We start from the raw sequence: 22,986 nt of genomic DNA on the forward strand, positions 1-22,986 counted from the left end.
CCAGCATGAGCAGCAGCAACCCGTTCGAGAACCCCGAGGGCGTCTACTCCGTCCTGGTCAACGACGAGGGCCAGCACAGCCTGTGGCCGGACTTCGCGGAGATCCCCGCGGGCTGGACGAGGACCCACGGCCCGACGACCCGCGAGTCCTGCCTGACCCACATAGAGGAAACCTGGACCGACCTCCGCCCGAAGAGCCTGACCCTCTGAGGGCCACTGCCCCCGAGTACGCCTACGTGACCGGTCCGGCGCCCCCCATCAGCCCGTCCGGCGATTGAGGACCGGGGTCCGGGGCAGCGCCCCGGGGGAGCACCACGAAGGGCCCGCACCGCACAAGCGGTCCGGGCCCTTCTCAGCGCGACGTCACGCGCGCACGCGCCACGCCCTACGACGCGGGCTGCTCCACCACAGTCCCCGGATCCCCGTCGACCGCCGCCGCCAGCTGCGGCGTCAGCCGGTCCAGCGCGTACGGCAGACTCAGCACCGTCCCCATCGACAGCGCGTTCCCGAAATCGCTCGTCTCCTTGACGAAGACCTCACGCCCCTGCTTCACCACCGGCAGATCCCCGTACGTCGGATCCTTGTGCAGCTTCGCCGCGTCCTTGACCGGGTCGCCCACGAACCACACCGCCACCTTCTGGTTCAGCAGGTCCGTCCGCTCCTTGCTGATGTTCGCGCCGAACTTGTCCCCGATCGCCTTGTCGAGCCCGGTCGGCAGCTTGAAGCCGTACGACGTCAGCAGCCGCGACCGCGGGTCCTGGCTGCCGAAGACGAACATGCCCTCGTACGGGGTCGCCATCACGGCCGACGCGCCGACGAACTCCGGATTCGCCTTCCGCGCGGCGGCGAACTTCGCCTCGACCCCCGCGACCAGCTTCTTCGCCTCCGCCTCCTTGCCGAGCGCCTTGCCGATCGTCTCGGTCTGGAGCTCCCACGGGATGCCGTAGTCGTTGTACTGCTTCGGCTGCGCCAGCACGGGCGCGAACTTCGAGAGCGTCTCGTACTGCTCCTTCGTGAGCCCGGAGTACAGCGCCACGATCAGATCCGGCTTCAGCGCCGCGATCCGCTCGGTCTGCGGCCCGGTGCCGGGGTCCTTGAGGAGCGTCGGCATCGCCCCGCCGCCCAGCTCGGCCTTCGCCCAGGGGCCGAGCGCGCCCTTGTACGCCCCCAGCCACTCCGTCGTACCGACCGGGACCTCGCCCAGCGCGAGCACGGCGTCCTGGTCGGTCAGGCCGACGGTGACGATCCGCTTGGGCTCGGACTTCACGACCGTGCTGCCGTACTTGTGGGCGATCGTGACGGGGTACGACCCGGGCGCCGCCGGGTCCTTCCCCTCGGCCGCCGAGCCCGGCTTCGAACCGGAGGCCGATTCGGTGTCCGAGCCGCAAGCGGCGACGGTGGCGAAGAGCAGCAGGACGGAGGCGAACGCGGCGGCGAGCCGGTCGGCGCGGAGAGTGCGGGCCATCAAAGGGGTCCTTCGTGGTCGGTGGTGCTTCTCTGGTGGGTGGATGCGGGGGGTTGGGTGGTGCGTTCGGGAAGTACGGTCACGGCCCGGCCGCCGCGCGGCTGTCGGACCAGGCCTCCCACAGCGCGGCGTAGCGCCCGCCAGCCGCGCGCAGGGTGTCGTGCGTGCCCGACTCGACGATCCGGCCGGCGTCCATCACGACCACCCGGTCCGCGGTCGCGGCCTGGGTCAGCCGGTGGGCGACGATCAGCGCGGTACGGCCCTCCACGGCCCGCGCGGCGGCCTTCTCCAGCGCCCGAGCCCCGGCGCTCCCGGCCTCCGCGGTGGCCTCGTCGAGGACCGCGACCGGCGGGTCCGCCAGCACCAGGCGGGCGAGGGCGAGCTGTTGGGCCTGGGCGCTGGTGAGCCGGTGGCCGCCCTCGCCGACGACCGTGCCGAGTCCGTCCGGCAACAGGTCCGCCCAGGTGAGCGCGTCCACCCGGGCCAGCGCCTCGCGCAACTCCGCGTCCGTGGCGGCGGGGCGGGCCAGCCGCAGGTCGTCGGCGAGCGGCCCGGCGAAGACGTGCACCTCCTGGGTGATCAGCGCGACGGCCCGGCGGACGGCCGCGGGGCCGAGCGCGTCCAGGTCCGCCCCGCCGATCAGGACCGTGCCGTCCTGGGGCCGGTGGATGCCCGCGACGATCTTGGCCAGCGTGGTCTTGCCCGCGCCGCTCGCCCCGACCAGCGCGACCCGCTCCCCGGGGGCGAGCGTCAGGTCCACCCCGTGCAGGACGGGATGACCGGCGCGGTACGCGTGCGTGAGCCCCCGGACGGTGACCGACGCGTCCCGCGGCACGGCGGGGCGCTCCGGCGGTACGGGCGGTGCCAGGTCGGCCACCCCGATCAGCCGGGCCAGCCCGGCCGTCGCCGCCTGGGCGTCGTCGATCAGTACCAGCGCCGAGTTGACGGGCGTGAAGAGGCTGTGGAAGTAGAGGGCCGCGGCGGTCGCCGTACCGATCGACACGGCGTCGGCCCGTACCAGCAGGAACCCGGCCACCAGCACGGCGGCCAGACCGGTGAACTCCGCCAGGTGCAGGCGGCTGTAGAAGCGCAGGATCAGCTGGACCCCGCGCATCGTCAGCTCGACCACCGACCACGACCGGGCGGTGACCTGCCCGGTGTGCTCCTTCTCCAGCCGGAACGCGCGCACGGTCGGCCCGCCGCCGATGGTGTCGAGCAGCTGCTGCTGCTGGGCGCCGTTCGCGACCCGCTGCTCCGCGTAGAGCGGCCCCGCGTGGCGCAGGTACCAGCGCGCGGTGTGCGCCTGGACGGGGAAGGCGAGCAGCGCCGCGAGGAAGAACCGCCAGTCGAGCAGCGCCAGCGCGCCCAGGGTGAGGACGATCGCCAGGACCGAACGGGCCAGCTCCGGAAGGGCGCCCCGCACCGCGTCGGCGATGAGCGACACGTCTCCGGTGACCCGCGCCGTCAGGTCGCCGGACCCCGCGCCCTCCACCCGCTCCAGGGGCAGGTGCAGCGCGCGGTCCACGAACCGCTCGCGCAGCAGGGCCAGTACGGTTTCGCCGAGCCGGGAGACGAGCGAGAGCCCGAGCGCGGTCGCGGCGCCCTGGACGACGGCGACCACGACCAGCAGGACCACCGGCGCGGTCAGCGCACCGGCCGGCCGGCCTTCGGTGACCGCGTCGACGATGTGGCCGAGCGTCGGTTGGATCAGCAGCCCCACGGCGGTGGCGGCGACCAGCGTGACCAGCCCGGCCACGGCCAACCACCGGTGGGGGCGGACGAGTTCGCGCACGGCGGCGCGGGTGCGCTTCACCGAGGCGGTCGGCAGCAGCTCCCGGCCGCCCTCCCCGCCGGGCGCGCCGTCCGGCGCCGTACCGAAGTCGCTCGTCACGGAAAAGTCGCTGGTCACGCGAACACCGCCGTCCGGTAGGTCTCATGACGCCGTACGAGATCGGCGTGCGGGGCCGTGTCCGTGACCCGCCCGCGGTCCACCAGCACCACCCGGTCGGTGACGGCCAGCAGGGCGGGGCTCGCGGTGACCAGGATCGTCGTACGGCCGCGCCGGAACTCCCGTACCGCGCCCGCCACCCGGGCCTCCGTGACCGCGTCGACCGCCGTCGTCGGATCGTGCAGGACCAGCACCGGCGCCTCGGCGGCCAGCGCCCGGGCCAGCGCCACCCGCTGCCGCTGCCCGCCGGACAACGAGCGCCCGCGCTCGGTGACCGTCGTCTCCGCGCCGTACGGCAGCGTGTCGGCGACCTCGTCCGCGCCCGCCGCCTCCATCGCCCGCCGGAGGTGCCCGGCGTCGGTCGGATCGGGCGCCGAGGCCGACACGTTGCTCAGCAGGGTCCCCTCGAACAGGTCGGCGTCGTGCCCCGCGACCAGCAGCACGTCACGTACCAGCGCCGGATCGAGCGTGGCGAGGGCCGTCCCGTCCAGCTCCACCGACCCCGCGTCGGGGTCGGCCACCCGCCCCAGGCAGTGCAGCAGCGCCAGGGCGTCGGCCGGATCCGTCGTCACCACCCCGAGCAGTTCGCCCGGCGCGGCGTCCAGTTCGAGGCCGCGCAGCCCGCCGTACGACACCGCGCGCAGCCGGACCCGCCCCCGTACCGGCAGCTCCGGGGCGCCGGGGCCCGGCACGACGGCCGGGGGAGCGGACAGCACCTCCGCGATCCGCGCGGCGGACGCGCGGCCCTGCGCCAGCTCCGCGTTCACCCAGCCGACCACCTGCAACGGGCCGAGCAGGAACAGCGCGAGGCCCACCGCCGAGACCAGACCGCCCAGGCTGATGTCCCCCTGGGCGGCCAGCCGGCCGCCGACCAGGGCGACCAGGGCGAGGAACACCCCGGTCAGGGCCAGCGTCATGCCGTTCTGCCCCGCCTGCGCCCGGGTGGCCCGCAGCGTCGCGCCCAGCGAGGCGCGGCTCGTGGACCGGTAGCGGGCGAGGGCCGCCGACTCGGCGCCGATGCCCTTGAGTACCCGCAGCCCGGCCACCAGGTCGGCGGCGACGCCCGACGCGTGCGCGGCCCGTTCCTGTTCGGCCTCGCTGCGCCGCTCCAGCGGCTTGCTCAGCAGGTGCCCCAGCCAGAGCAGCAGCGGGGTGCCCAGCAGGACGACGAGCCCGAGGGGGACCGAGATCCACAGCAGCGCCACGGCGCTGACGGCGAGCGCGGTGAACGCGGCGGCGGCCTCCATCACGGCGACGGTGACGGCCCCGACGCGTTTCGCGTCCTCGGTGGCGAGGTTCGTCAGCGCGCCCGGCAGCCGCCCGGCCTCCGCCCCGCCGCCGGGCTCCAGCACCCGGGCCACCAGGGCGGTCCGCAGCTCGTGCGCGGCGACGACGGCGGCCCGTTCGGAGAGCCGGGCGCCGTTCCGGAAGCTGAACGAGAGCCCCACGTAGACGACGGCCAGCACGCCGATCCACAGCGCCAGGGCCGCCCCGTCGTCCTCGGCGACGGCCCGGTCGATCACCACGCCGACGAGGACCGGGACGAGGGCCTCGCCGGCCTGGTGTCCGGCCGCGAGCAGCGACGCGAGGGTCACGTCGCGCCGCTGTCCGGTGACCACCCGCCTCAGGACGTCCCGTCCCACCGGCACTTCAGCCCCCACCGCACCCCACCGCGCCCCTCGGTCGATCCCTGCCCACGCCCACGGACCGGGCGCAAAACTTAGGTAAGGCTAGACTAACTTCCTCGGGGAAGGTACCCCGGGGTCGGGCGCGGGAACATCGCCGACAGTGAGGCTCTCCTGACGCTTCGCGGAGTAGTGTGAGAGGTATCGAGGACCTGTCGTCGCCGGCCGTTCCGCCGGCGGCGTCCTCGACGAGGGATGACGTCGGAGGCACGGTCCTCCGGGAGGCGTGGTCGTCGATGATCGCGGCTGTGACACCGTCGGTGCGTGAGCGGGCAGCGGCGCCCCGCGCCAGGGAAACGGGTGGGGCGACCACGTATGTCCGTTGCAGATGACTCCGCGCAGAGCCCGGTCGGCGCGATCGGCCGGGTCACCGTTCCGATCCCCGCCGAGGGCCCGGGCGAAGTACTGGTCGCCGTACGCGGCGGATCCGAGGCCTACGCGGCCTGGTCGGACCGGCCGATCGGCAAGAACCTCCGCGTGATCGTCGTCGAGTCCATCTCGGCGCGTTCGGTCCTCGTGGAGCCCTTCCCCTCCTGAACCACCCCCCCTGAACCCACCCCCCTCCTGAGGAACCCACCACACGCACCACGCGGTACGACAGGAGTCCCACCATGCTGTTCTGGCATGTCCCCGCGCCCAACGAGGCGATGCTCATCTCCGGCTCCAAACGCCAGGCGCAGGACACACAGTTCCGTATCGTCACCGGGCACGGCAGCTTCGTCATGCCCATCAAGCAGAAGGCCCGCATGCTGTCCCTCGCGTTGCGGGAGGCGGAGATAGTCGAGGACTGCGTCACCCAGCAGGGCATCCGGCTGAACGTGCGCGCGGTCACCGTCTTCAAGGTCGGCGACGACGCCGTGTCCATCGCCAACGCGGCCCGCCGTTTCCTCGCCGAGCAGGACCGGATGGAGGAGCTGGTGGGCCGGATCTTCGCCGGCCACCTCCGCTCCATCATCGGCGGGCTGACCGTCGAGCAGATCATCCGCGAGCGCGACCGGGTCGCCCAGGAGGTCAAGCAGGGCAGCCACAGCGAGATGGAGAAGCTCGGCATCGTCGTCGACGCCCTCCAGATCCAGGAGATCGAGGACGCCACCGGCTACATCGAGAACCTCGCCGCCCCGCACGCGGCGGCCGTCGCGAGCCAGGCCCGGATCGCCCATGCCAAGGCCGACCAGGAAGCCGCCGAACGCGAGCAGCAGGCGGCCGCGTTGAAGGCCGAGTACGAACGGGACACCGCGATCAAGCGCGCGGGCTTCCTCGCCGAGACGGAGCAGGTCAACGCCCGCGCCGCGCAGGCGGGCCCGCTCGCCGAGGCCCGGGCCTCGCAGGAAGTCATCGAGGAGCAGACCTCGCTGGCGACGCGCCAGGCGCTCCTGGCCGCGCAGCGCCTCGAAGCCGAGGTCAGGCGCCCGGCGGACGCCGAGGCCTACCGGCAGCGCACGCTGGCCGAAGCCTCCCGCGACCAGGCGAAGTTCGAGGCCGACGGCTCCGCCTACGCGGAACGTACCCTCGCCCAGGCCCAGGCCGACGCCAACAGCGCCCGCGCCGAGTCCCTCAAGAACGGCAACCAGGAACTCATCGCCGCCAACCGGACGGTGGAGAACCTCCCCGCCCTCGCCGACGCGGCCGCGCGCGGCATGGCCGGCGCCAACCTGACCGTCCTCAACGGCACCGACGGCCTCAACGAGATGGTGGCGGGCCTGGTGAGCCAGGGCCTCGCGATCCTGAACACCCTCCAGCGCCCCACCCCGACGGGCGGGACCGGCAACGGCGGCGTCCCCGCGTCGCCGAACCTGAACGGCAAGGCTCCGGCCCGTACCCCCGAAACCAAGTAGCACGCGGACCAAGTAGCACCCGGACCGAGCAGCACCCCCGGCCCGGAACGCCGACGGCCCCCGGACCCGCCCTGAACAGGCCGGGTCCGGGGGCCGCTCATGCAGGCGGAACAGGGGAGGCGCGCGGTGCCGCGGACGCGGCGGCTCAGGCCGGGTCGCCGGCTTCCGCCGGGCCGGCGTCGGCGGAAGCGCTCCCGTCCGACGCTCCCGCCGGTGACCCCGTCGCTTCGGCCAGCCGCTTGATCGCGGACAGCCGTCCGTCCCACTCGGCGGCGATCCGGTCCATCCACCGGGCCGTGGCGCCCAGTCCGGCCGGTCTGACCGCGTACCGCGCCTCGCGCCCCGCCCGGCGGCCGGCCACCAGCCCCGCCCGGTCCAGGACCGCCAGGTGCTTGACGATCGCCTGCCGGCTGACCGGCAGTTCGGCGGCCAGGACCGTGGCGGTCGCCTCACCGTGGGCGGCGAGGGCATCGAGGATCCGCCGGCGGGTCGGGTCCGCCAGTGCGGACAGCACGTCCCCCACAGGGTCCTGGTCGGCGTCCTCCGTCATGCCGCGAGCTGCTCCGCGTACTTCTTGAGGTTCCCGGTCACTTCCGTCCAGCCCTCCGCGTGGCTCTTCCTGGAGGCCGTGTCGATCCGGTCCTCGGGGATGACGATATCCGTGAACCCGGTCTCCACCACCCGCAGCCGGGTGCCCTCGCCCTCCGCGGTCAGCGTGAACTCGACCAGGGTGGAGTTGCCCTCCGCCGCCTGCTCGCCGGGGTAGGCGCTCGCCCAGCGGTACGAGAAGCGGCGCGGCGGATCGACCGTCACGATCGTCGTCGGGAACTGGCCGTACGTGCCGTGGTCCAGGTGCATGGTGCCGCCCGGGCGCAGGTCGACGGGGGCGGGCTGTCCCTGCCCGAACCAACTCCCCACGTGCGCGGGCTCGGTGAGCACCGCCCAGACGCGCTCCGGCGGAGCCTCGATGGTGATCTCCCGTTCGATGCGGTCGTCGGATTCCGACATGGCAGTACCTCCGGTGGTTCGGTTGCATCCCTCAGATGTGCAACTCCATGGTTGCACCGACCCTGGTGAAGTGCAACCCGATGGTTGCTCGACGGATGTGCCACCGATCCGGCGTCTCGGGCGTAGCCACCGCCGATGGGCACACGACAGAGGCACCGCCGCGTGTGCGGCGGTGCCTCTGTCGGTCGCACTCTTCCTCGGGGGGCTTCGAGGGCTTCAGGAGCGTCTGGAGTCTCAGGGGTTCAGGCGCGTGAGGCAGCCATGGCGATCGTGATCAGGCCGAGTACCACCCACCCGAACCAGAGCCACCCGTTGCTCCCCAGCGCCGCCGTGTAGGCGGTCACCAGGACCAGCGCACCTACGGTGACGCCGCCCATCGTCTTCGTGGAACCGGACATGTCCGTCCTCCTCCCGGCCGGGGCCGTGAGGGCTATCGTCGCCCCGGACGGGTGGTTCGCGCTACTGCCCCCGTGCCTGGAGCGAGGCGAGATAGGCGTTGTACGCCACCAGCTCCTTGTCCCCGTCCCGGTCGGCGGCCCGGTCCAAGCGCGTCGCGACCCGTTGCTCCGACCGGTACCACTGGAAGACCAGGGCCACCAGCACCAGCACCGACGGGATCTCGCTGAACGCCCACGCGATGCCGCCCGCCGCCGTCTGGTCGCTCAGCGCGTCGATGCCCAGCGAGGCCGGGGGCGTACGGTACGCGCCGATCATCGGCTCGCTCGCCATCATCAGCGCGATCCCGAAGAACGCGTGGAACGGCATCCCGGCGAACAGCTCCAGCATCCGCATCACGTAGCCGGGGCGGTGCGGACCCGGGTCGATGCCCATGATCGGCCAGAAGAAGACCAGGCCCACGGTGAGGAAGTGCACCATCATCGCGATGTGCCCCGCCTTCGACCCCATCAGGAAGTCGAAGAGCGGCGTGAAGTACAGCCCGTAGAGGCTCGCGATGAACAGCGGAATGGTGAACGCGGGGTGCGTGACGACCCGTACGAACCGGCTGTGCAGGACCGCGAGCAGCAGCTCGCGCGGCCCCTTGCGGCCCCGCCGCCGCGCCACCGGCAGGGCCCGCAGGGCCAGGGTCACCGGCGCGCCCAGCAGGATCAGGATGGGGGACACCATGCTGATCACCATGTGCTGGACCATGTGCACGCTGAACATGACCATGCCGTAGTCGTTCAGCTTCGTGCACATCACCAGCGCCACGGTCAGCACGCCCACCGTGAACCCGACCGCGCGGCCGACCGGCCAGCTGTCGCCGCGCCGGCGCAGCCGCACCACACCCCAGCCGTACAGCGCGAGCGCCAGCAGGCAGCCCGCCAGGAAGAAGTAGTCGGGGGAGTACTGCAACGCCCGTCCCAGCGTGAACGGCGGCAGATCCATGGTCATGCCGTGCCCGCTGTGATCCATCCGTGCGCTCCCGAGTGACGAGTGGTGCCGCGGCGCTCGGCTCGCGGCCGGGCGCGGCCGCGGCGATTCGCGCCGGTTGTCCGCACCAGACTAGAACCGCCCCCGGCCGCGACCGCGACCGGGGGCGGTGTCCGTGGGACTCACCCAGGTGTACGGAAGGTCAGAGCACGCACTCCGCCTCGGCGTACCGCTCCGCGGGCACCGTCTTGAGCGTCGCCACGGCCTCGGACAGCGGCACCATCACGATGTCCGTGCCGCGCAGCGCGGTCAGCATGCCGAACTCGCCGCGGTGCGCCGCCTCGACCGCGTGCCAGCCGAACCGGGTCGCCAGGACCCTGTCGTACGCGGTCGGCGTGCCACCGCGCTGGACGTGGCCCAGTATCACCGGGCGGGCCTCCTTGCCGAGCCGCTGCTCCAGCTCGACGGAGAGCTGCCCGGCGATCCCGGCGAAGCGCTCGTGGCCGTAGATGTCCGTGCCGCCCTCGTCGAACTTCATCGAGCCCTCGCGCGGCTTCGCGCCCTCCGCGACCACCACGATCGCGAACCGCTTGCCCGCCGAGAACCGCTTGCCGACCAGCGCCGCCAGCTCACCGATGTCGAAGGGGCGCTCGGGCACGACGATCGCGTGGGCCCCGGCGGCCATGCCGGAGTGCAGGGCGATCCAGCCCGTGTGGCGGCCCATGACCTCGACGATCAGGACCCGCTGGTGGGACTCGGCGGTGGTCTTCAGCCGGTCCAGCGCGTCCGTGGCGACCCCGACGGCCGTGTCGAAGCCGAAGGTCACGTCGGTCGAGGGGATGTCGTTGTCGATGGTCTTCGGCACACCGACGATCGGCAGCCCGGCCTCCGACAGCAGGTGGGCCGCCTTGAGCGTGCCCTCGCCGCCGATCGGGATGATCGCGTCGAGACCGAGGTCCGCGACGTGGCCCCTGGCCCGCTCCACCCCGTCCCGCAGGTGCGCCGGCTGGACCCGGGAGGAGCCGAGGATCGTGCCGCCCCGCGCCAGGATCCCGGCCACCGCGTCCAGGTCGAGCTTGCGGTAGTCGCACTCCAGCAGACCCCGCCAGCCGTCGTGGAAGCCGATCACCTCGTCGCCGTGGTCGACGACGGCGCGGTGTACGACGGACCTGATGACGGCGTTGAGGCCGGGGCAGTCGCCGCCTGAGGTGAGCACACCAATTCGCATGGCCCGGAATACCTTTGCAACGTGGGCTGGAGGCCGCACCACTCTGTCCGGCCCGATCGTCGCCACCCTACCGGCGGGGGCTGTGAGGACCGAACCTGCCGTCCGCCTGCTGGACAGCCGCCCGGGGCCCCGGGACACACCCGTGTGGGGTGGGTCCGGGCCGCCGGGCGGGCTGTGGGCGGGTCCTCAGGCGGGCTGGACCGCCGCGGAGATCCGCTCGGCGCGCAGCGCGTCGTACCAGCGGTCGTCCGTCGGCGGCAGCGCGTTGACGTCCAGCGCCAGCTTCAGCAGCAGGTCCGCGATGTGCGGGTTGCGTGCCATGACCGGGCCGTGCATGTACGTACCGAAGACGGTGTCGTTGTACGCGCCCTCCGTGCCGTCCCCCGTGCCGTTGCCCTTGCCCAGCCTGACCTGCGCGAACGGCCGGGCCGACGGGCCGAGGTGGGTGACGCCCTGGTGGTTCTCGAAGCCGGTCAGCTGGGGCAGGCCGAGCCGCGGGTCGATGTCGCCGAGGACGTCACCGACACACCGCTCGCCCTCGCCGCGGGTCGAGACGACGTCGAGCAGCCCGAGGCCGGCCTCGCGCTCCCCGAGGTCGTTGATGAACTCGTGGCCGAGGATCTGGTAGCCGGCGCAGACCGAGAACACGATCGCGCCGTTCGACACGGCACGGCTGAGCCCGCCGTCCCGGCGCAGCCGCTCGGCGGCCAGCCGCTGCGGCCGGTCCTCACCGCCGCCGATCAGGTAGATGTCGCCCGAGGTCGGGATCGGCTGGTCACTGCGGACGTCCACGCGCGTGACACCCAGGCGGCGCTGTCTCGCACGGCGCTCCACGACCAGCGCGTTGCCCTGGTCGCCGTACGTGCTCAGCAGGTCCGGATAGATCCACACCAGCCGCAGGCTGCTCTCGCTCATGTTCGCTCGCCTTTCCGAAGCTCTCTGGGTCCGGGGGTCCATCGGTCAGTTACCGACCCTTCGACGCAGGTCCTGGAACGCGGTGTAGTTGGCGATGGCCTCGATCCGGCCGGGCGGCGCGAGCTGGACGGCCTCGTCCAGCGTCTCGCACACCCGGAAGTCGAGATTGGCCACCTCGAGACGGACGGCCAGGTCGAGCTTGCGGTCCCCGAGGACGAAGATCGGGTGCCCGGCGAGCCGTGTGTAGTCCACGTCCCACAGCCAGGAGGTGTCGGTGCCGTCGGCGCCCCGGGCGTTGACGGCCAGGACGACGGGGGTCGGCGGCGGGTCGATCAGGGAGAACGTCTCCAGCCAGCCCGCCGGGTTCTTCGCCAGCAGCAGCCGGATGTCCCGGTTGTGGAAGGACACCACGTCGTACCGGCCGGCGACGGCCTGCACCTGGTACATCCGCTCCAGCGCCACCTGCGGCGGGACCCCGAAGGTCGCCACGACGGCCGCGGAGGTGGCCGCGTTCGACTTGTTCGCCCGGCCCGGCAGCTGGAGGTGGATCGGCCACGCCGAACCGTGCGGGTCGAGGACGTGGTCGCCGTGCAGCGCCCAGCTCGGCGAGGGCCTGCGGAAACCGCACTCGCCGCAGAACCAGTCGTCCCCGGGGCGCTGCATCACACCGCCGCAGGACGGGCACGACCAGGCGTCGTCCTTCCACTCCTGGCCCGCCGCCACCCACACCACGTTGGGGGAGGAGGAGGCGGCCCAGACGATCAGCGGGTCGTCCGCGTTGGCGATGACCACGGCCTTCGTGCCGGCCAGGCCCTCGCGCCACTTCTCGGCGAGCATCCGGGTCTCGGCGGCGCGGTCGAGCTGGTCGCGCGAGAGGTTCAGCAGCGCGATCGCCTTCGGCGTGGTGTCGCGCGCCACACCCGCGAGGTACTTCTCGTCCACCTCGATCACGCCGTACTTCGCGTCCGAGCCGCCCGCCAGGGCGGAGGTGATCCCCGCCGGCATGTTGGCGCCGAGCGCGTTCGACACGACGGGTCCCGCGGCGCCCAGCGCCTCGGCGATCAGCCGTGTGGTGGTGGTCTTGCCGTTCGTCGCCGACACGAGGATGACGTCCAGGTGCTGCGCCAGCCGCCCCAGCAGATCGGGGTCGAGCTTCAGCGCCACCTTCCCGCCGATCACCGATCCGCTGCCGCGGCCAGCCGCGCGCGACACCGCCGCCGCGGCCTTGCCCGCCGTCACGGCCAACTTGGCCCGCGGCGACAGCGGCTCCGTGTTGCCTGCCATCGTCCTTGATCCTCCTTGCGTCGGTCCGTGGGTCAGCCTATCGAGATCCGGCCAGGGCCCCGAACCGCGGCACCGGGCAGAAGGCGGGGGTCACGCTGGACCGTACCCTGAGCGTCATGCGAAACCGTCCGATCCCCGGCAGTTCCGGGCGAGTACGAGCCATGAGATTGCTGGGCGATCCGGTGCTGCACGCCCCCTGCGAAGCCGTCACCGACTTCGGCCCCGACCTCGCGTCGCTGGTCGAGGACCTTTTCGCGACGATGTACGCCGCCCGGGGTGTCGGCCTGGCGGCCTGCCAGATCGGGGTCGCGCAACGGGTGTTCGTGTACGACTGCCCGGACGACGAGGACGTCCGCCATCTCGGGCACCTCGTCAATCCGCGGCTGACGGAGGCGGACGGCATTGTCCTCCGCGGCCCCGAGGGCTGTCTCTCGCTGCCGGGCGTCGAGGCCGGAACCGAGCGGTTCGACCGGGCCGTCGTGGAGGGGTTCACCCTGGACGGCGCGCCGGTACGGGTGGAGGGCACCGGGTTCTTCGCCCGTTGCCTCCAGCACGAGTGCGACCACCTGGCCGGGACGGTCTACACCGACCGGCTCACGGGGTGGCGCAAGGCCAGGGCGCTGCGGGCGGGCCGCCGGGTGCCGGGCGCCCTGACGGGCTGACCCGCGGCCGGCGGGGCCGGGGTCCGTACGTGGCGGGCCCGCGGGACCCGTACGTACCGGGCCCGACCGGCCGCGTACCGCGCCTGTCCGGTTCCGGGGCATGTCAGAACGCCGGTCCGCCCGTGCGGTCGCCCGCGACCGCCAGGCGGCCCCACAGCAGATCCGCCAGGCTGCGCACCAACTGCTCGCGCGGGCAGGGGCGTTCCCCGAGCCACCAGTCGCCCGCGCCGTGCATCATGCCGACGATGCCGTGCCCCCAGACCCGCGCCAGCTGCTGGCTGTCGGGTCCGAGGTCGACCCGGTCCTCGATGACCTTGGCCAATTCCTCACCCAGGCGCCGCAGCAGCGGGACCGAGTGCCGGCCCACGTCGAAGCCCTGCTCGGGCGGCTGGCTGTCCTCGGCGGGGTGCATCAGGAAGCGGTAGACCTGCGGCCTCGCCTCGATCGCGGCGAGATACGTGTCGAGCGTCGCCTCGACCCGCTGGCGGCGCTCCGCGGGCGCGTCGAGCGCCGCCCGCAACGCGTCGAGCAGGGCGTCCGTGTGACGCTTGGCCAGCGCCTTGTACAGGCCGCCCTTGTCGCCGAAGTGCCGGTAGAGGATCGGCTTGGTGATGCCCGCCTCCGCGGCGATGGCGTTCATGGAGGCCTGGGGGCCGTCCCGGAGCACCACCCGGTCCGCGGCTTCCAGCAGTTGGCGCCGGCGCTGCTGCGCCGATCGCTGCTGATCGGCCTGCTGTGTGGTCTCCATCGTGCCTCTCCCCGCCCTGCGATATCCGTGACGCCCGGGCAACGTAACACCCCACTGCTCGGCGATGCCGCCCGCTCCTTGGCCGGTTGACATCGGCTACTTGCGAGTAACAGACTGCGGTTACCGCGAGTAACAAGCGCAAGCGACACAGTACCGGAGGGGAACGATGGCCGAGTTCACGCTCGAACTCAACGACGACCAGAAGCAGGTCCGCGACTGGCTCCACGGCTTCGCCGCGGACGTCATGCGCCCGGCCGCCGCCGAGTGGGACGAGCGTGAGGAGACACCCTGGCCGATCATCCAGGAAGCCGCCAAGATCGGAATTTATTCCCTCGACTTCTACGCCCAGCAGTACTTCGACCCCACGGGCCTCGGCATCCCCCTCACGATGGAGGAGCTGTTCTGGGGCGACGCGGGCATCGCCCTGTCGATCGTCGGTACGGGCCTGGCGGCCGTCGGCGTCCTCGCCAACGGCACCGAGGAACAGATCGGCACCTGGGTGCCCCAGATGTACGGCGACGCCGACGACGTGAAGCTGGCCGCCTTCTGCTCCTCGGAACCCGACGCGGGCTCCGACGTCGCCGCCATGCGGACCCGCGCCGTCCACGACGAGGCCACCGGCGAATGGGTCTTGAACGGCACCAAGACCTGGGCGACCAACGGCGGCATCGCCCACGTCCACGTCGTGGTCGCCGTCGTCGACCCGGCGCTGGGCACCAAGGGCCACGCCTCCTTCGTCGTACCGCCCGGCACCCCCGGCCTCTCCCAGGGGCAGAAGTTCAGGAAGCACGGCATCCGCGCCTCCCACACCGCCGAAGTCGTCCTGGAGGACGTCAGGATCCCCGGCCACTGCCTCCTCGGCGGCAAGGAGAAGCTCGACGAACGCCTCGCCCGGGCCCGCAAGCGCGCGGCGGCGCCCGGCGGCGAGCGGGTGCGGAACGCGGCCATGGCCACCTTCGAGGCCTCCCGCCCGGCGGTCGGCGCGATGGCCGTCGGCACCGCCAGGGCCGCGTACGAGGTCGCGCTCGACTACGCCAGGACCCGGACCCAGTTCGGCCGGCCGATCATCGACAACCAGGGCATCGCCTTCCAGCTCGCCGACATGCGCACGCGCGTGGACGCCGCCCGCCTGCTCGTGTGGCGCGCGTCCTGGATGGCGGCGGCGGGCAAGCCGTTCGACTCGGCCGAGGGCTCGATGTCGAAGCTGTACGCAAGCGAGACCGCGAAGGAGGTCACGGCGCAGGCCGTGCAGATACTCGGCGGCAACGGCTACACCCGGGAGTACCCGGTCGAGCGGATGCACCGCGACAGCGCGATCTACACCATCTTCGAGGGGACGAGCGAGATCCAGCGCCTGGTCATCGCCCGCACGTTGTCGGGCATGCCCATCCGCTGAGACGCCGGAACCGCCGCGACGGCCGGAGCCGCCCGCCCCCGCCGGAACCCTCCGGCGCGGGCGGGCGGCGCGTCCCGTGACGCTCAGGCGGACAGCTGCGCCTCGACGGCCGCGACCAGTTCGGGGGCTCCGGGCTCGGTGGTGGGCCGGAAGCGGGCCACGACCTCGCCCTTCGGCGAGAGCAGGAACTTCTCGAAGTTCCAGCTCACATCACCCGCGCCGCCCTCCGCGTCCGCCGTCTTCGTCAGCTCCACGTAGAGGGGGTGACGCTGGTCACCGTTCACGTCCACCTTCTCCAGGAGCGGGAAGCTCACGCCGTACGTCGCCGAGCAGAAGGCCTGGATCTCCTCGGCGCTGCCCGGCTCCTGCCCGGCGAACTGGTTGCAGGGCACCCCGAGCACGGTGAACCCGCGGTCGCCGTACTCCTTCTGAAGCTGCTCCAGCCCGGTGTACTGCGGGGTGAGGCCGCACTTGGACGCCACGTTCACCACCAGAACCGCCTTGCCCTCGTACGCCGCGAGCGAGGTCGGCTCACCGGCGAGTGTGCGCAGCGGAATGTCGTACAGGGTCATCCTGGGTCTCCTCGGTGCAGGCGGTGTCCGTCCATTGTGGACCCGCCGCCCGCGCGGCGATCAGGGGGTCACGCCCGTCGTGCACCGGGCCGGCCGTACCGGAGCGGCGGCCGGGGTGGTAGACGTGGGGCATGCCCGATTCCCGTCAACCGGACCTGTTCCCGCCGGACGGACCGGCGCCCGGCCCGCCGCCGGGCTCCGCCCCGGAGCCCGCCCGCGGCCTGGTCCGGTGCCGCATGTGCGGCCGCCCCCTGCGCGGTACGGCGTCCCGGCGCAGCGGTCTCGGGCCCGACTGCGACGCCAAGTTGCACCCGCCCGCGCCGGACATCAGGACCCGGCGGCGCGAGGCCGACCAGGACCCGATCCCCGGCTTCTGACCCGGGGCGCCGGGTGGCCGTTCCCGGGCGGGACGGTGGCTACCCCTCGGCGGCGTGCCGCCGGAACAGCCCTTCCTGCACCACCGACACCAGCAGCGTGCCCGCCCGGTCGTAGATCCGGCCGCGCGCCAGCCCCCGGCCGCCCGTCGCGATCGGCGACTCCTGGTCGTACAGGAACCACTCGTCGGCGCGGAACGGGTGATGGAACCACATGGCGTGATCCAGGCTCGCCATGTCGAATCCCCGCGGGCCCCAGAGGGGTTCAACTGGAATCCGTACGGCGTCGAGCAAGGTCATGTCACTCGCGTACGTCAACGCGCAGGTGTGCACCAGCGGATCGTCCCCCAGCGGCCCCACCGCGCGCATCCACACCGCGCTGCGCGGGTCCGCGTCCTGGATCTCCTCGCGCGTCCAGCGCAGCCGGTCCACGTACCGGATGTCGAAGGGCTGGCGCCTGGCCATCCGCTCCAACGACTGCGGCAGGCCGCCCAGATGCTCCCGTACCTCCTCCGCGACCGTCGGCAGCGACTCGGGGTCGGGGAAGTCGAGCCGCGGCGGCAGTTGGTGCTCGATCCCGCCCTCCTCGGGGCGGTGGAAGGACGCCGTCAGGTTGAAGATCGTCCGGCCCTCCTGCACGGCCGTCACCCGGCGGGTGGTGAACGACCGTCCGTCCCTGACCCGTTCCACCTGGTAGACGATCGGGACGCCGGGGCGCCCCGGGCGCAGGAAGTACGCGTGCAGTGAGTGGACCGGCCGGTCGCCGTCGGTGGTACGGCCGGCCGCGACCAGCGCCTGGCCCGCGACCTGACCCCCGAAGACCCGTTGCAGGGACTCCTGGGGGCTGCGGCCGCGGAAGATGTCGACCTCGATCCGCTCCAGATCGAGGAGGTCGACCAGCCGCTCGGCGGGGTTCGTCATGGTGTGATGCGCTCCTTGTGTCTCTTCTTCGCCCCGTCGCCCGCCACCGGTCAGCGGACCGCGGAGAGCTGGCCCACCGACGTCACGCGCAGGACGGCCCGGCCCTCCTCGTCGGAGGCCGCGAGGTCCACCTCCGCGCCGATGCCCCAGTCATGATCGCCGTTCGGGTCGGCGAACGTCTGCCGGACCCGCCACAGGCCGTGCTCGGCGTCCTCCTCGATGGACAGCAGCTTGGGGCCGCGGGCGTCGGGACCGGTGCCCAGGTCCTCGTACTCGTCCCAGTACGCGTCCATCGCCTCGCCCCACCGGTCCGCGTCCCAGCCCGAGTCGCCGTCCAGCTCGCCCAGGTCGTTGACACGGTCCAGCGCCGCCAGCTCCACCCGGCGGAACATCGCGTTGCGCACCAGGACCCGGAAGGCACGCGCGTTCGCCGTGACCGGGCGCACCTGGTCCGCCTTCTCCTGCGCCTGCTCGGCCGTCTCCACCTCGGGGTTGGCCAACTGCTCCCACTCGTCGAGCAGACTGGAGTCCACCTGACGGACCATCTCGCCCAGCCAGGCGGTCAGATCCTCCAGGTCCTCCGACTTCAGATCGTCCGGAATGGTGTGTTCCAGCGCCTTGTACGCGCCCGCCAGATAGCGCAGGACGATGCCCTCGGTCCTGGCCAGCTCGTAGTGGGACGTGAATTCCGTGAAGGACAGGGCCCGTTCGTACATGTCCCGGATCACGGACTTCGGCGAGACGGGGTGGTCGCCGACCCACGGATGGCTCGTGCGGTACACGTTGTACGCGTGCACGAGCAGCTCCTCCAGCGGCTTCGGGTACGTGATCTCCTGGAGCCGCTCCATCCGCTCCTCGTACTCGATCCCCTCGGACTTCATCGCGCCGACCGCCTCGCCGCGCGCCTTGTTCTGCTGCGCCGCCAGGATCTGCCGCGGATCGTCGAGCGTGGACTCGACGACCGACACCATGTCCAGCGCGTACGACGGGGATTCGGGGTCCAGCAGCTCGAACGAGGCCAGCGCGAACGTGGACAGCGGCTGGTTCAGCGCGAAGTCCTGCTGGAGGTCGACGGTGAGGCGGACGATCCTGCCCTCCGCGTCCGGGGTCTCCAGCCGCTCCACCACACCGCCGTCCAGCAGCGAGCGGTAGATGGCGAGGGCCCGGCGGATGTGCCGCAGCTGCTGCCTGCGCGGCTCGTGGTTGTCCTCCAGCAGGTGGCGCATCGCCTCGAAGGCGTTGCCCGGCCGGGCGATGACCGACAGCAGCATGGTGTGCGTGACCCGGAAACGCGAGGTCAGCGGCTCGGGGTCGGAGTCGATCAGCTTGTCGAAGGTCGTCTCCGACCAGGCGACGAAGCCCTCCGGGGCCTTCTTCCTGACCACCTTGCGGCGCTTCTTCGGGTCGTCACCCGCCTTGGCGAGCGCCTTCTCGTTCTCCACGACGTGCTCGGGCGCCTGCGCGACGACCAGCCCGGCCGTGTCGAAGCCGGCCCGCCCCGCCCGCCCGGCGATCTGGTGGAACTCCCGCGCGCGCAACGTCCGTACCCGCGTGCCGTCGTACTTGGTCAGGGCGGTGAACAACACCGTACGGATGGGCACGTTGACGCCCACGCCGAGCGTGTCCGTACCGCAGATCACCTTCAACAGCCCCGCCTGCGCCAGCTTCTCCACCAGGCGCCGGTACTTGGGCAGCATGCCCGCGTGGTGCACGCCGATCCCGTGCCGCACGTACCGCGAGAGGTTCTGGCCGAACTTGGTGGTGAAGCGGAAACTGCCGATCAGGTCGGCGATCCGGTCCTTCTCCTCGCGGCTGCACATGTTGATGCTCATCAGCGACTGCGCCCGCTCGACGGCGGCGGCCTGCGTGAAGTGCACGATGTAGACCGGCGCCTGCTTGGTCTCCAGCAGCTCGGTCAGGGTCTCGGTGATGGGCGTCAGCTTGTACTCGTAGTACAGCGGCACCGGGCGCGTCGCCGACCGCACGACCGAGGTCGGGCGGCCCGTCCTGCGGGTCAGGTCCTCCTCGAACCGCGACATGTCGCCGAGGGTCGCGGACATCAGGATGAACTGCGCCTGCGGCAGCTCCAGGATCGGGATCTGCCAGGCCCAGCCGCGGTCCGGCTCCGCGTAGAAGTGGAACTCGTCCATCACGACCTGGCCGACGTCCGCCTGCTTGCCGTCCCGCAGCGCGATGGACGCGAGCACCTCGGCCGTGCAGCAGATGACCGGGGCGTCGGCGTTGACCGACGCGTCACCGGTCAGCATCCCGACGTTCTCGGTGCCGAAGAGCTTGCACAGGTCGAAGAACTTCTCGGACACCAGGGCCTTGATCGGCGCGGTGTAGAACGTGACCTTGTCCTGCGCCAGGGCGGCGAAGTGCGCGCCCGCCGCGATGAGGCTCTTCCCGGAGCCCGTGGGGGTCGAGACGATCACGTTCGCCCCCGAGACCACCTCGATCAGCGCTTCCTCCTGAGCCGGGTAGAGCGTGATGCCCTCGCCCTCGGCCCAGGTGGTGAAGGCCTCGAAGAGGGCGTCGGGGTCGGCGGTCGGCGGCAGCTGATCAATGAGGGTCACCACCCCATCTTGCCTGCCTCGCGCCCTCCGGCGGGAACCGGCCGTCCGGCCGAAGATCATGAGCGGTACTCTGCCCTGTCAACTGAGCATCACCACAACTGCAATGGGGCGGGTACGACCATGATGGGACCGGCACACTCACTGTCAGGGGCTGCGGCCTGGCTGGGGGTGGGCGCCGCGGCGGCGGCCGCCGGCCACAGCATGCCGTGGCCGGTACTGGTGGTCGGCGCGCTGATCACCGCGGGGGCCGCGCTGGCACCCGACCTGGATCACAAGGCCGCGACGATATCGCGGGCCTTCGGCCCGGTCTCGAAGCGGATGTGCGAGATCGTCGACAAGCTGTCGTACGCGGTCTACAAGGCGACGAAGAAGCCCGGTGACGCCCGCAGGAGCGGCGGGCACCGGACCCTGACGCACACCTGGCTGTGGGCCGTCGCGATCGGCGCGGGCGCGTCGGGGCTGGCGCTCGTGGGCGGGCGCTGGGCGGTGCTCTTCATCCTCTTCGTGCACCTGGTGCTCGCGGTGGAGGGGCTGCTGTGGCGGGCCGCGCGCATGTCGAGCGACATCCTGGTCTGGCTCCTGGGCGCGACGTCCGCGTGGAACCTCGCGGGGATCCTGGACCAGCCGGGCAACGGTTCCGACTGGCTGTTCAACGCACCCGGCCAGGAGTACCTGTGGCTGGGCCTGCCGATCGTGCTGGGCGCGCTGGTGCACGACATCGGCGACGCCCTGACGGTCTCGGGCTGCCCGATCCTGTGGCCCATCCCCCTGGGCCGCAAGCGCTGGTACGCCCTGGGCCCCCCGAAGGCGATCCGCTTCCGCGCGGGGAGCTGGGTGGAGCTGAAGGTCCTGACACCGGCGTTCATGGTCCTGGGGGCGGTGGGGGCGGCGTTCGCCCTGGGCATCGTCTGACGCGGCCGCGCGTGTTGTCCTCAATCGCCGGACGGGCTTGATTGTGCCCGCTGCGGCCGGGATCCGATCCTCGGGTTGTCGCCGGGGGTCGGGCAGGGGCCATGTCCTGCACTGCATGTTTTACGTCGCGCGCAACCAGCTGTCCTGCTAGCCCCCGTCACGCGACACAAAACACGCTCTACGTTCCGGACACGACCCCTACCCGCCCCCCTTCCAGGCGCGCGCCCAAACAGGCTCGCCCGCCCGGGCTTGTTTTCAGCCCGTCCGGCGCTTGAGGACATCTTTGACCGCAACGGTCCCGCCCGACCGCAACCCCCTCCAGCCCGTCCGGCGATTGAGGACGTCCTTGACCCGCATGGTCATCGGGCCCGAGCCAACCCCAGCCCGTCCGGCGATTGAGGACATCGGTAAGCCGCGCCCGCGCACCGGGCGCCGTCAAGCGGAACCCGCCACCACCAACCGCCGCAACTCAACAAGCGCCTCCCCCAAATGCTCCCCCAACCCCCGCCCCCCATCCCCCATCCACCGCTCGAACCCCACCTTGAACACCGCCACCCCCGCCTCCCCCGCCAGGCGCGCCGCCGTGTCCTCCACCCCGCGCCCCCGGAACGTACTCGCCAGCGCCGAGGACAACGACGCCAGCTTGATCAGCTCGCGCTCCCGCAGTTCCGCGTTGGCCGCGATCACCGCCTGACGCTGCCGGGCAGGCTCGTACCGGTCCGCGAAGACCTCCGCGACCACCTCCAGCGTCACCCCCATCGCGTCCATCGGCGCGACCGCCTCCGGGACCGCGGCCAGCGTCTCCACGAAGGTCTGTTCCAGCAGGCGCGCCCCGCCGAAGAGCACCTCGCGCTTGTCGGCGTAGTGCCGGAAGAACGTCCGCTCGGACAGCCCCGCACGTTCTGCGATCTGCGCCGCCGTCGTCTGCTCGAACCCCCGCTCGCTGTACAGCTCCAGCGCCGCCCGCTCCAGCCGTCCGCGCGCGTCGGGCTCCCATCGACTCATGCCCCGATCCTACGTGATGGCAGTCACTGACATGGGGTGTTACGTTAGTGATGACAGCAACTGACATCATCAATGACCCAGGAGGTCTCCCCATGCGTGTGTTCCTCACCGGCGCGTCCGGCTGGATCGGCTCCGCCGTAGTCCCCGAACTCATCCGGGCCGGTCACAAGGTCCTCGGCCTCGCCCGCTCGGACACCGCGGCCGACACCCTCACCCGGGCCGGCGCCGACGTGCGCCGCGGCACGCTCGACGACCTGCACGTCCTGCGCGACTCCGCCGCCGAGTCCGACGGCGTGATTCACCTCGCGTTCAAGCACGACATCGCGTTCAGCGGCCGCTACGAGGAGGCCGTCGACGCGGACCGCGTGGCCGTCGACACGTTCGGCGAGGTGCTCGCGGGCTCGGACCGGCCCTTCGTTATCGCTTCCGGGCTGCTCGGCGTGGCGCCGGGACGGCTCGCCACGGAACGGGACGGCCTGGCACCGGACGCCCGGGGCGCCGGCGGCCCGACCCAGCGGATCAGCAACGCGCACGCGACGACCGCCCTCGCCGACCGCGGCGTCCGGTCGTCGGTCGTACGGCTGTCGCCGACCGTCCACGGCGACGGCGACAACGGCTTCGTCGCCTCCCTGGTCGCCCTCGCCCGTGAGAAGGGCGTCTCGGGCTACGTCGGCGACGGCGCCCACCGCTGGTCGGCCGTACACCGAGCCGATGCGGCGGACCTCTTCCGCCGGGCCCTGGAGAGCGCCCCGGCGGGCTCCACCCTGCACGCGGTCGGGGACGAAGGCGTACCGATCCGGGCCGTCGCCGAGGTGATAGGACGCCACCTCGACGTGCCCGTGGTCTCGTTCGCCCCGGACGAAGCGGCCGCCCACTTCACCTGGCTGGCCCCGCTCCTCGCCCTGGACAGCCCCGCCTCCGCCACCCGCACCAGCGACCTACTGGACTGGCACCCGACCCACCCCACCCTCCTGGAAGACCTGGACCAGGGCCACTACTTCACCCCCACAACCACCTGACCCCCTCAAGCCCGTCCGGCGATTGAGGACATCTTTGACCCGCACGGTCATCGAGCCCGAGCC

General features: G+C 72.2%; 23 protein-coding genes. 8 read left to right on the forward strand and 15 right to left on the reverse strand.

Features of this window, described 5'->3' with window-relative positions:
• The first annotated feature begins 5 nt into the window (after window positions 1–5).
• Window positions 6–209 carry an MbtH family protein gene (locus HA039_RS30190; protein WP_167034664.1) on the forward strand — a complete coding sequence of 68 codons (204 nt, stop codon included), beginning with the start codon at window positions 6–8 and terminating at the stop codon, window positions 207–209.
• 175 nt (window positions 210–384) lie between these two features.
• On the opposite strand, the gene HA039_RS30195 is transcribed toward HA039_RS30190, so the two are convergent.
• The 3 genes from HA039_RS30195 to HA039_RS30205 all read right to left on the reverse strand — a co-directional run bounded on the left by HA039_RS30195 (window position 385) and on the right by HA039_RS30205 (window position 5,073).
• Complete coding sequence (locus HA039_RS30195) at window positions 385–1,464, reverse strand: iron-siderophore ABC transporter substrate-binding protein (protein WP_167034666.1); 1,080 nt, start codon at window positions 1,462–1,464, stop codon at window positions 385–387.
• A 79-nt stretch (window positions 1,465–1,543) separates the two neighbouring features.
• Window positions 1,544–3,355, reverse strand: a complete 1,812-nt coding sequence (locus tag HA039_RS30200) for an ABC transporter ATP-binding protein (RefSeq protein ID WP_243870279.1) — start codon at window positions 3,353–3,355, stop codon at window positions 1,544–1,546.
• Between the two features lie 14 nt (window positions 3,356–3,369).
• Window positions 3,370–5,073, reverse strand: coding sequence for an ABC transporter ATP-binding protein (locus tag HA039_RS30205; protein WP_167034670.1), 1,704 nt, complete (start codon window positions 5,071–5,073; stop codon window positions 3,370–3,372).
• 339 nt (window positions 5,074–5,412) lie between these two features.
• Here HA039_RS30205 and HA039_RS30210 point away from each other — a divergent pair, with 339 nt between their 5' ends.
• Window positions 5,413–5,634 (forward strand): hypothetical protein, encoded by a 222-nt coding sequence (locus HA039_RS30210; protein WP_243869833.1) that lies wholly within the window; start codon window positions 5,413–5,415, stop codon window positions 5,632–5,634.
• A gap of 74 nt (window positions 5,635–5,708) precedes the next feature.
• Window positions 5,709–6,932, forward strand: a complete 1,224-nt coding sequence (locus HA039_RS30215; protein ID WP_167034672.1) for an SPFH domain-containing protein — start codon at window positions 5,709–5,711, stop codon at window positions 6,930–6,932.
• A 145-nt stretch (window positions 6,933–7,077) separates the two neighbouring features.
• On the opposite strand, the gene HA039_RS30220 is transcribed toward HA039_RS30215, so the two are convergent.
• From HA039_RS30220 to HA039_RS30250, 7 genes are all read right to left on the reverse strand, one after another.
• A complete protein-coding gene (locus tag HA039_RS30220) occupies window positions 7,078–7,482 on the reverse strand; it encodes an ArsR/SmtB family transcription factor (protein WP_208298735.1) in 405 nt (134 codons plus the stop codon).
• Complete coding sequence (locus tag HA039_RS30225) at window positions 7,479–7,940, reverse strand: SRPBCC family protein (protein WP_167034674.1); 462 nt, start codon at window positions 7,938–7,940, stop codon at window positions 7,479–7,481. Before HA039_RS30225 ends, HA039_RS30220 begins: the two co-directional genes overlap by 4 nt.
• Window positions 7,941–8,182: 242 nt before the next feature.
• On the reverse strand, window positions 8,183–8,338 hold the full coding sequence (locus HA039_RS30230; RefSeq protein ID WP_167034676.1) for a hypothetical protein: 156 nt from the start codon (window positions 8,336–8,338) through the stop codon (window positions 8,183–8,185).
• Window positions 8,339–8,399: 61 nt separating this feature from the next.
• Entirely contained in the window at window positions 8,400–9,353 is a 954-nt protein-coding gene (locus HA039_RS30235; RefSeq protein ID WP_167034678.1) for a cytochrome c oxidase assembly protein, read from the reverse strand.
• Window positions 9,354–9,513: 160 nt separating this feature from the next.
• Window positions 9,514–10,539, reverse strand: a complete 1,026-nt coding sequence (locus HA039_RS30240; protein WP_167034680.1) for a 6-phosphofructokinase — start codon at window positions 10,537–10,539, stop codon at window positions 9,514–9,516.
• A gap of 186 nt (window positions 10,540–10,725) precedes the next feature.
• Window positions 10,726–11,454, reverse strand: coding sequence for a type 1 glutamine amidotransferase (locus tag HA039_RS30245; RefSeq protein ID WP_167034682.1), 729 nt, complete (start codon window positions 11,452–11,454; stop codon window positions 10,726–10,728).
• Between the two features lie 45 nt (window positions 11,455–11,499).
• Complete coding sequence (locus HA039_RS30250; RefSeq protein WP_167034684.1) at window positions 11,500–12,738, reverse strand: MurT ligase domain-containing protein; 1,239 nt, start codon at window positions 12,736–12,738, stop codon at window positions 11,500–11,502.
• A 116-nt stretch (window positions 12,739–12,854) separates the two neighbouring features.
• Here HA039_RS30250 and def point away from each other — a divergent pair, with 116 nt between their 5' ends.
• Window positions 12,855–13,400, forward strand: a complete 546-nt coding sequence (gene def, locus HA039_RS30255; RefSeq protein WP_167034686.1) for a peptide deformylase — start codon at window positions 12,855–12,857, stop codon at window positions 13,398–13,400.
• A 103-nt stretch (window positions 13,401–13,503) separates the two neighbouring features.
• Here the strand turns inward: def and HA039_RS30260 are convergent, their stop codons facing one another.
• A complete protein-coding gene (locus tag HA039_RS30260; RefSeq protein ID WP_167034688.1) occupies window positions 13,504–14,148 on the reverse strand; it encodes a TetR/AcrR family transcriptional regulator in 645 nt (214 codons plus the stop codon).
• A 166-nt stretch (window positions 14,149–14,314) separates the two neighbouring features.
• Here HA039_RS30260 and HA039_RS30265 point away from each other — a divergent pair, with 166 nt between their 5' ends.
• Window positions 14,315–15,544, forward strand: a complete 1,230-nt coding sequence (locus HA039_RS30265) for an acyl-CoA dehydrogenase family protein (protein ID WP_167034690.1) — start codon at window positions 14,315–14,317, stop codon at window positions 15,542–15,544.
• An 83-nt stretch (window positions 15,545–15,627) separates the two neighbouring features.
• Here HA039_RS30265 and HA039_RS30270 read toward each other — a convergent pair whose 3' ends face one another.
• Window positions 15,628–16,116, reverse strand: a complete 489-nt coding sequence (locus HA039_RS30270; protein WP_167034692.1) for a glutathione peroxidase — start codon at window positions 16,114–16,116, stop codon at window positions 15,628–15,630.
• Between the two features lie 131 nt (window positions 16,117–16,247).
• Between HA039_RS30270 and HA039_RS30275 the strand changes: the two genes are divergently transcribed.
• Entirely contained in the window at window positions 16,248–16,493 is a 246-nt protein-coding gene (locus HA039_RS30275) for a DUF6011 domain-containing protein (RefSeq protein WP_167021956.1), read from the forward strand.
• 39 nt (window positions 16,494–16,532) lie between these two features.
• Here the strand turns inward: HA039_RS30275 and HA039_RS30280 are convergent, their stop codons facing one another.
• Both HA039_RS30280 and HA039_RS30285 read right to left on the reverse strand, forming a co-directional pair.
• Window positions 16,533–17,411 carry an acyl-CoA thioesterase gene (locus HA039_RS30280; protein ID WP_167034694.1) on the reverse strand — a complete coding sequence of 293 codons (879 nt, stop codon included), beginning with the start codon at window positions 17,409–17,411 and terminating at the stop codon, window positions 16,533–16,535.
• Window positions 17,412–17,461: 50 nt separating this feature from the next.
• On the reverse strand, window positions 17,462–20,047 hold the full coding sequence (locus HA039_RS30285) for a DEAD/DEAH box helicase (RefSeq protein WP_208298736.1): 2,586 nt from the start codon (window positions 20,045–20,047) through the stop codon (window positions 17,462–17,464).
• A 60-nt stretch (window positions 20,048–20,107) separates the two neighbouring features.
• Here HA039_RS30285 and HA039_RS30290 point away from each other — a divergent pair, with 60 nt between their 5' ends.
• Window positions 20,108–20,899 (forward strand): metal-dependent hydrolase, encoded by a 792-nt coding sequence (locus HA039_RS30290; RefSeq protein WP_167034698.1) that lies wholly within the window; start codon window positions 20,108–20,110, stop codon window positions 20,897–20,899.
• 435 nt (window positions 20,900–21,334) lie between these two features.
• Here HA039_RS30290 and HA039_RS30295 read toward each other — a convergent pair whose 3' ends face one another.
• Window positions 21,335–21,904, reverse strand: a complete 570-nt coding sequence (locus HA039_RS30295; RefSeq protein WP_167034700.1) for a TetR family transcriptional regulator — start codon at window positions 21,902–21,904, stop codon at window positions 21,335–21,337.
• A gap of 92 nt (window positions 21,905–21,996) precedes the next feature.
• Between HA039_RS30295 and HA039_RS30300 the strand changes: the two genes are divergently transcribed.
• Window positions 21,997–22,923, forward strand: coding sequence for an SDR family oxidoreductase (locus tag HA039_RS30300; protein ID WP_167034702.1), 927 nt, complete (start codon window positions 21,997–21,999; stop codon window positions 22,921–22,923).
• Window positions 22,924–22,986: the final 63 nt, after the last annotated feature.

It is taken from the genome of Streptomyces liangshanensis (genome assembly GCF_011694815.1).
GTDB classification, from domain to species: domain Bacteria; phylum Actinomycetota; class Actinomycetes; order Streptomycetales; family Streptomycetaceae; genus Streptomyces; species Streptomyces liangshanensis.

Excerpts from the sequence above, each read along its gene's own strand:
- HA039_RS30195 (WP_167034666.1), bottom strand. The coding sequence starts at position 1,464 with ATGGCCCGCACTCTCCGCGCCGACCGGCTCGCCGCCGCGTTCGCCTCC.
- HA039_RS30235 (WP_167034678.1), bottom strand. The coding sequence starts at position 9,353 with ATGGATCACAGCGGGCACGGCATGACCATGGATCTGCCGCCGTTCACG.
- HA039_RS30220 (WP_208298735.1), bottom strand. The coding sequence starts at position 7,482 with ATGACGGAGGACGCCGACCAGGACCCTGTGGGGGACGTGCTGTCCGCA.
- HA039_RS30295 (WP_167034700.1), bottom strand. The coding sequence starts at position 21,904 with ATGAGTCGATGGGAGCCCGACGCGCGCGGACGGCTGGAGCGGGCGGCG.
- HA039_RS30230 (WP_167034676.1), bottom strand. The coding sequence starts at position 8,338 with ATGTCCGGTTCCACGAAGACGATGGGCGGCGTCACCGTAGGTGCGCTG.
- HA039_RS30250 (WP_167034684.1), bottom strand. The coding sequence starts at position 12,738 with ATGGCAGGCAACACGGAGCCGCTGTCGCCGCGGGCCAAGTTGGCCGTG.
- HA039_RS30190 (WP_167034664.1), top strand. The coding sequence starts at position 6 with ATGAGCAGCAGCAACCCGTTCGAGAACCCCGAGGGCGTCTACTCCGTC.
- HA039_RS30225 (WP_167034674.1), bottom strand. The coding sequence starts at position 7,940 with ATGTCGGAATCCGACGACCGCATCGAACGGGAGATCACCATCGAGGCT.
- HA039_RS30280 (WP_167034694.1), bottom strand. The coding sequence starts at position 17,411 with ATGACGAACCCCGCCGAGCGGCTGGTCGACCTCCTCGATCTGGAGCGG.
- HA039_RS30300 (WP_167034702.1), top strand. The coding sequence starts at position 21,997 with ATGCGTGTGTTCCTCACCGGCGCGTCCGGCTGGATCGGCTCCGCCGTA.
- HA039_RS30215 (WP_167034672.1), top strand. The coding sequence starts at position 5,709 with ATGCTGTTCTGGCATGTCCCCGCGCCCAACGAGGCGATGCTCATCTCC.
- HA039_RS30290 (WP_167034698.1), top strand. The coding sequence starts at position 20,108 with ATGATGGGACCGGCACACTCACTGTCAGGGGCTGCGGCCTGGCTGGGG.
- HA039_RS30275 (WP_167021956.1), top strand. The coding sequence starts at position 16,248 with ATGCCCGATTCCCGTCAACCGGACCTGTTCCCGCCGGACGGACCGGCG.
- HA039_RS30270 (WP_167034692.1), bottom strand. The coding sequence starts at position 16,116 with ATGACCCTGTACGACATTCCGCTGCGCACACTCGCCGGTGAGCCGACC.
- HA039_RS30210 (WP_243869833.1), top strand. The coding sequence starts at position 5,413 with ATGTCCGTTGCAGATGACTCCGCGCAGAGCCCGGTCGGCGCGATCGGC.
- HA039_RS30245 (WP_167034682.1), bottom strand. The coding sequence starts at position 11,454 with ATGAGCGAGAGCAGCCTGCGGCTGGTGTGGATCTATCCGGACCTGCTG.
- def (WP_167034686.1), top strand. The coding sequence starts at position 12,855 with ATGCGAAACCGTCCGATCCCCGGCAGTTCCGGGCGAGTACGAGCCATG.
- HA039_RS30285 (WP_208298736.1), bottom strand. The coding sequence starts at position 20,047 with ATGATCTTCGGCCGGACGGCCGGTTCCCGCCGGAGGGCGCGAGGCAGG.
- HA039_RS30260 (WP_167034688.1), bottom strand. The coding sequence starts at position 14,148 with ATGGAGACCACACAGCAGGCCGATCAGCAGCGATCGGCGCAGCAGCGC.
- HA039_RS30240 (WP_167034680.1), bottom strand. The coding sequence starts at position 10,539 with ATGCGAATTGGTGTGCTCACCTCAGGCGGCGACTGCCCCGGCCTCAAC.
- HA039_RS30265 (WP_167034690.1), top strand. The coding sequence starts at position 14,315 with ATGGCCGAGTTCACGCTCGAACTCAACGACGACCAGAAGCAGGTCCGC.